This is a genomic window from Rathayibacter sp. AY1F4 (assembly GCF_002931775.1).
Classification (GTDB): Bacteria; Actinomycetota; Actinomycetes; order Actinomycetales; family Microbacteriaceae; genus Rathayibacter.
In genome coordinates, this window is sequence record NZ_PSVE01000044.1 from 1 (window position 1) to 5,803 (window position 5,803).

The window sequence follows — 5,803 nt, forward strand, 5'->3', positions numbered from 1 at the left end:
CCTCCAACCCGACCCGACCCCACCGCCCCCGGCTCCGCCGGACGCTCCGCTCCCGCCGTCTCAGCCCGTGAATCCGCCGAACAGCAGCGACACCGTCATCGGGATGATGACCGAGTCGAAGGCGAACGCGAAGACGACGTTCGCGCGCACCAGGCGCCAGCCCTCTCTCGAGCGGATCTCGGCCGAGACCGTGGCCGCCATCGTGGACAGCAGGAGCGCGAGGGTCGCGTCGTCACTGAAGTGCGGCGCCTCCTCGAAGGCGAAGCGCACCTGCGACCGCCGGGGCGACCGCGACTCGAGGCGCAGGCAGGCCTGTGCGACCGCAAAGACCATCAGCACCCACGAGCTCGCGACGGTGAGCAGGGCGGCGGCGATGGAGAGGGGCTCGCTGCGGAACTCCGTCCTCTGCGCGATCACCACCGTGACCGCGATCGCCACCGTGACCACGATCGCCGGCACCGCCGCCGACAGCGTCGTGCCGGTCGCCCCGGTCGCCCCCAGCATCCGCGAGAGAAGGCGCCGCTCGCCGCGCGCCTCCTCCTCGGCGGTGCTTCGCAGCGCCTGCTCGTCGAGGCGCGAGTACGAGGCGGCGCTCCAGCCCACGGAGAGAGCGGTGGAGAGCGGCCGGCCGAGCAGAGAGACCGGAACGAGGGTCGCCGTCGCATCGACGGCCCCGTCGCCCGGAGCGAGCGGCCCCGTCGCCAGGACGAGCAGCACCACCACGATCGTGACCAGGAGGCTCACGCACACCCGGAACAGATCGGAGCGGGGTCGTCTGCGCGCGGTCAGCGCCGTCCTCCCCGTCAGGGGCTCGAAGCGCGCCCCGAACAATCTCCACGCCGTTCCGTCCTGCGGTTTCCCCGTGCACCACCGGGCCATTCGTTGCAACCAACAACAAATCCCCCGCGCACCCGGCAGAATGGACCCATGACCTCACGGAGCAACTGGGCGGGCACCTACGAGTACCGCGCCGCCGCCATCATCGAGCCGGAGTCCGTCGAGGAGGTGCAGCGCCTCGTCCGCGAGAACGAGCGCGTCCGCGCCCTCGGCAGCCGCCACTCCTTCAACTCCCTGCCCGACACCCCCGGCGCACTGCTGCACCTGGGGCGCCTGGCCTCCGACCCCGTGATCGACGCCGAGGCGAGCACCGTCACCGTCGGCGGCGCCACCCGCTACGGCGTCGTCGCCGCACACCTGCACAGCAACGGCTACGCCCTGCACAACATGGGCTCGCTCCCGCACATCTCGGTCGCCGGCGCCATCGCGACCGGCACCCACGGCTCGGGCGACCGCAACGCGAACCTCTCCTCCGCCGTCTCGGCGCTCGAGCTCGTCACCGCCGACGGCTCGCTGCGCACGATCCGCCGCGGGGAGCCGGGCTTCGAGGGCGTCGTCGTCGGCCTCGGCGCCTTCGGCATCGTCACCCGCGTGACCCTCGACATCCAGCCGACCTTCGACGTCCGCCAGGACGCGTTCGTCGACCTGCCCTGGGAGCGCGTGCTCGACGACTTCGACGCGATCACCTCCTCCGCCTACAGCGTCAGCCTCATGACCCACTGGTCCTCGCCGACCGTGGAGCAGCTGTGGCTGAAGACCAAGGTGGCGGCGGGATCCGTCGCCGACGTCGACGCGACGCACCTGGGCGCGGTCGCCGCCTCCGCGAGCCTCTTCGCCGTCTCGGAGGGCGTCGACTCCAACCTGAACCCGTTCGGCGGCTCCGTCGGACCGTGGTCCGAGCGCCTGCCGCACTTCCGCCTCGACCGCGAGCCGAGCGCGGGCGACGAGATCCAGAGCGAGTACATGGTGCCGCGCGCGAACGTCCTCGAGGCGATCGTGGCGCTGCGCGCGATCGGCGAGCGGATCGACGACGTCCTGCTCATCACGGAGCTGCGGACCATGGCGGGCGACGACCAGTGGCTCTCCCCCGCCGGAGGCCGCGACAGCGTCGGCGTGCACTTCACCTTCAAGAAGGACCGCGCCGGCGTCGACGCCGTGCTCCCCGCCGTCGAGGGCGCGCTGCTGCCGCTCGGCGCCCGGCCGCACTGGGGCAAGCACTTCCTCGCCGGAGCCGACGAGATCGCGCCGCTCTACCCGCACCTCGAGGAGTGGCGCACCCTCCGCTCCGAGTGGGACCCCTCGGGCCGCTTCGCGAGCGACTTCCTCCGCGACCGCCTGCTCGGCTGAGCGGCACCCGCCCCGCGGGACCAGGCAGGTTCTGCGGGACGGGGCTCACAGGACGGAACTCACAGGACGCGGCTAGCGGGACGGGGCTCACGGGACGCGCCTCACAGGACGCCGCTCAGAACAGGCGGGCCGCGTCGGCGGGCTCGACGAGGTCGCGCACCAGCGCCGGGATCCGCTTCCGGAACGGGAAGAACCCCCGCGACGCCGACGGCCACGCCGCACCGTCCCAGCGGCGGCGCACGGTGACGAGCGCGACCCCCTCGTCGGCGAGAGCCGAGCGGAGCGCCTCCACCCGCTCTCCGACGGGCCCGACCGGCGCGTACGGAACGACCACCGTGTCGATCCGCTCGGAGACCGCCCAGTCGACGACCGTCGCGGGACGCGTGTCCGCGAGCACCCTCGCAGGCCGGCCGCTCGAGTCGGAGGTGCGCTCGGCGGCGTCGGCGAGCGCCGCGGCGGTGAAGGCGGAGACCGCGTCGGAGACTCCGGACGGCGAGCGCCCGCCCGCGTCCCCGGCGACGGCGCACGCGACGAGGCGCTCGGCCAGACCCGGCTGCTCGGCGAGCAGGCTCTCCGCCTCGAGGTCCTCCTCGTGCAGCAGGAGGCCGGGGCGGGCGCCGACGGTCCCGACGACGTCGTCCTGCTCGAGCGGTGCCCGCGGCGGGAAGGGCTCCTCGGTGAGCGCGGGGGCCGTGGTGGCGAGGCCGCTCGGCGAGAAGCGCCCCTCCGTGTAGCGCGCGATGTTGGACGCGGAGGCGAGGTAGGTCTTGCCCGGAGTCTGCAGGCCGGCGACCCATCGCCACGACAGGGTGTTGGACGCGGCGTCGCCGTCGAGCAGGTGCCGGTAGAAGAAGTCGGCGCCGAGCTGCCAGTGCAGTCCGAGGGTGAAGACCCAGATGCTCGCGAACCACATGCGGGTGTGGTTGTGGAGGTACCCGGTCTCGACGAGCTCGCTCACCCACGCGTCCATCGCGTCGATGCCGCTGCGTCCGCCGATCGCGTCGAGGTACCCGGGCGGAGGATCGCCCGCGGAGGAGTCCGCCACCTCGCGGCGGTAGCGGCGCCAGACGTCCGGGTTCTGCTCGAGCCAGCCCTTCCAGTACGTGCGCCAGAACACCTCCTGGACGAACTTCTCCGCGGCGGTCAGGCGGTGCCGCGCGAGGACCGCGGCGACGACCTCCCGCTCGGTGACGAGGCGGTGGCGGAGGTAGGGCGAGAGTCCGGAGACGTTGTCCCGGGACGGTCCGAGGTCGTGGTTGCGGTCGCGGGCGTAGGCGGAGCCGGCGCGGGCGACGAAGTCGTCGAGCGCCTCGAGACCGGCGGCTCTGGTCGGGATGAACATCGCCCCATCATCGGCGTCGGCCCGGTGAGAACACCGGCAGCGGCCTCCCGAGTGCGCTCCGGGGACGGAGGCGCCCCGTCGTGCGCTCGTCAACGGGGTGACCGGCGCCTCCGACCCGACGTAGCGTCGGAGGACGAGAGGGAGGCCGCCATGCCCCGCGAGGAACAGATCCCGTCCACCATCGAGCGCTCCGACGAGCACGCGCAGAAGCTCTGGTCGGCCGCGCACGACTCCGCCGTCGACAGCTACGGCGACGGCGAGCGCGCCCACCGCACGGCCTTCGCCGCGCTGAAGCACGAGTACGAGAAGGTCGGCGACCACTGGGAGCGCAAGGCCGAGAGCGGCCCCTCCGACTCCCGCGCCGAGGGCCACGGCCGCTCCCCCGGGGGCGAGACGGCGGGCGGAGTGGACGCGAACGCGACCAAGGCGCACCTGATGGACCTCGCCAAGCGCCTGGACGTCTCCGGCCGCTCGCGCATGACGAAGGCCGAGCTCGTCGAGGCCCTGCAGAAGGAGAGCACCCGCCGGACGCGCGACGCGCGGTGAGGGCGCCGGCGGGGCCGGGGACAGCCGCCCCGCCGAGCCCCGGCCCGCTCAGTCCAGCGCGTCCCTGATGGCCGCCATGCCCAGCTCCAGCTCGGCGAAGGTCGTCGACAGCGGCGAGAGGCCGATCCGGATGCCGTCGGGTCGGCGGAAGTCCGGCACGATCCCCTCCGCCTGCAGCCGCGGGACCAGGCCGGCGAACGACCCGTGCGCGATCGTCACGTGCGAGCCGCGCCGGGCGGGGTCGAGCGGAGTCGCCACCCGCACCCCGCGCGGCACCAGCCACGCGTCGGCCAGCTCCAGCGCGTACGCCGTCATCGCCTCCGACTTCGCGCGGACCGCGGGCATGCCCACCGAGGCGATCAGCGCGATCATGTCCTGCATCGCGAGCATCCCCGTGATCGGCGGGGTCCCGCTGAGGAAGCGCCGCATGCCCTCGGCCGGACGGTAGCCGGGTCCCATCTCGAACATGTCGGCGACGCCCATCCAGCCCTGCACCGGCTGCGCGAGCGAGCCCTGGTGCCGCGACGCGACGTACGCCCACGCGGGCGCCCCCGGGCCTCCGTTCAGGTACTTGTAGGAGCAGCCGACCGCGAGGTCCGCGCCCCACGCGTCGAGCTCGAGCGGCACCGAGCCGACGGAGTGGGAGGCGTCCCAGAGCACGAGCGCGCCGGCCTCGTGCGCCTCGGCGGTGATCGCCGCGGCGTCGGCGAGGAACCCCGAGCGGTACGCGACGTGGCTGAGCAGCACCAGTGCCGTCCGCTCGCCGAGCACGGGGGCGAGGTCGTCGGGGCCGACGCCGCTCCCGGGGTCGGAGTCGATCCAGCGGAGCGTGCTGCCGGTCTCGGCCGCGATACCCTCCAGCACGTACCGGTCGGTGGGGAAGTTGTCGGTGTCCACGACGATCTCGTCGCGCCCCTGCTCCGCCTGGCGGGCGATCGCCGCGCGGGCGAGCTTGTAGAGCAGGACGGTCGTGGAGTCGGCGACGACCGTCTGCCCGGCCGCGGCTCCCAGCACCGCGGAGCCGAGGGCGTCGCCGACCTCGAGCGGCATGTCGAGCCAGCCCTCCTCCCAGCCGCGGATGAGGCGGCCGCCCCACTCCTCCTCCGCGAACCGCGCGAGCCGGGCGACGCTCGCGCGCAGCGGCCGGCCGAGCGAGTTGCCGTCGAGGTAGGAGCGGACCTCGGGGGTGCGGACGAACAGCTCGGGGCAGTGCGCGAGCGGGTCCTGGGCGTCGAGCGGATGCATGCCCTCACCCTAGGTCGCGGGTGCCGGGCGCGACGCGCGCCGCGGGCCCCCGGATGCGTGCCGCCGGGGCCCCTGACGGGTGCTGCCGGGGCCCCTGACGGGTGCCGCCGAGGCCCCTGACGCCGCTCGGACGCCGCCCACTGTCCAGAAGTCGTCGCACTCGGCCGCGACGGCGACGACTCCTGAGCACTCGCGAGCCCTCACCCCGGAGCCTCCCCCACTGTCCAGAACTTGTCGCACTCGGCGTCGACTGCGACAACTCCTGAGCACTCGCAAGCCCTCACCCCGGAGCCTCCCCCACCGTCCAGAACTTGTCGCACTCGGCGTCGACTGCGACAACTCTTGAGCACTCGCAAGCCCTCACCCCGGAGCCTCCCCCACTGTCCGGAAGTCGTCGCACTCGGCGTCGACTGCGACAACTCTTGAGCACTCGCGGACCCGCAGACTCGAGCCGGTCGCCACTCCTCCGACGTCGCCGTGCTCGCG

5 protein-coding genes are annotated in these 5,803 nt (G+C 73.6%); 2 read left to right on the plus strand and 3 right to left on the minus strand.

Going from position 1 to position 5,803, the window contains the following annotated elements; translation table 11 throughout:
• Window positions 1-60: 60 nt before the first annotated feature.
• Window positions 61-744, minus strand: a complete 684-nt coding sequence (locus C5C59_RS16855; RefSeq protein ID WP_181134936.1) for a DUF1345 domain-containing protein — start codon at window positions 742-744, stop codon at window positions 61-63.
• Window positions 745-927: 183 nt separating this feature from the next.
• Between C5C59_RS16855 and C5C59_RS16860 the strand changes: the two genes are divergently transcribed.
• Complete coding sequence (locus tag C5C59_RS16860) at window positions 928-2,184, plus strand: FAD-binding protein (RefSeq protein ID WP_104239648.1); 1,257 nt, start codon at window positions 928-930, stop codon at window positions 2,182-2,184.
• Window positions 2,185-2,299: 115 nt separating this feature from the next.
• Here C5C59_RS16860 and C5C59_RS16865 read toward each other — a convergent pair whose 3' ends face one another.
• Complete coding sequence (locus C5C59_RS16865) at window positions 2,300-3,526, minus strand: FAD-binding domain-containing protein (protein WP_104239647.1); 1,227 nt, start codon at window positions 3,524-3,526, stop codon at window positions 2,300-2,302.
• A 150-nt stretch (window positions 3,527-3,676) separates the two neighbouring features.
• Between C5C59_RS16865 and C5C59_RS16870 the strand changes: the two genes are divergently transcribed.
• A complete protein-coding gene (locus tag C5C59_RS16870) occupies window positions 3,677-4,072 on the plus strand; it encodes a ChaB family protein (RefSeq protein WP_104225169.1) in 396 nt (131 codons plus the stop codon).
• Between the two features lie 48 nt (window positions 4,073-4,120).
• On the opposite strand, the gene C5C59_RS16875 is transcribed toward C5C59_RS16870, so the two are convergent.
• A complete protein-coding gene (locus tag C5C59_RS16875; RefSeq protein WP_104239646.1) occupies window positions 4,121-5,317 on the minus strand; it encodes a kynureninase in 1,197 nt (398 codons plus the stop codon).
• Between the last annotated feature and the right edge of the window lie 486 nt (window positions 5,318-5,803).

Excerpts from the sequence above, each read along its gene's own strand:
- C5C59_RS16870 (WP_104225169.1), top strand. The coding sequence starts at position 3,677 with ATGCCCCGCGAGGAACAGATCCCGTCCACCATCGAGCGCTCCGACGAG.
- C5C59_RS16865 (WP_104239647.1), bottom strand. The coding sequence starts at position 3,526 with ATGTTCATCCCGACCAGAGCCGCCGGTCTCGAGGCGCTCGACGACTTC.
- C5C59_RS16875 (WP_104239646.1), bottom strand. The coding sequence starts at position 5,317 with ATGCATCCGCTCGACGCCCAGGACCCGCTCGCGCACTGCCCCGAGCTG.
- C5C59_RS16860 (WP_104239648.1), top strand. The coding sequence starts at position 928 with ATGACCTCACGGAGCAACTGGGCGGGCACCTACGAGTACCGCGCCGCC.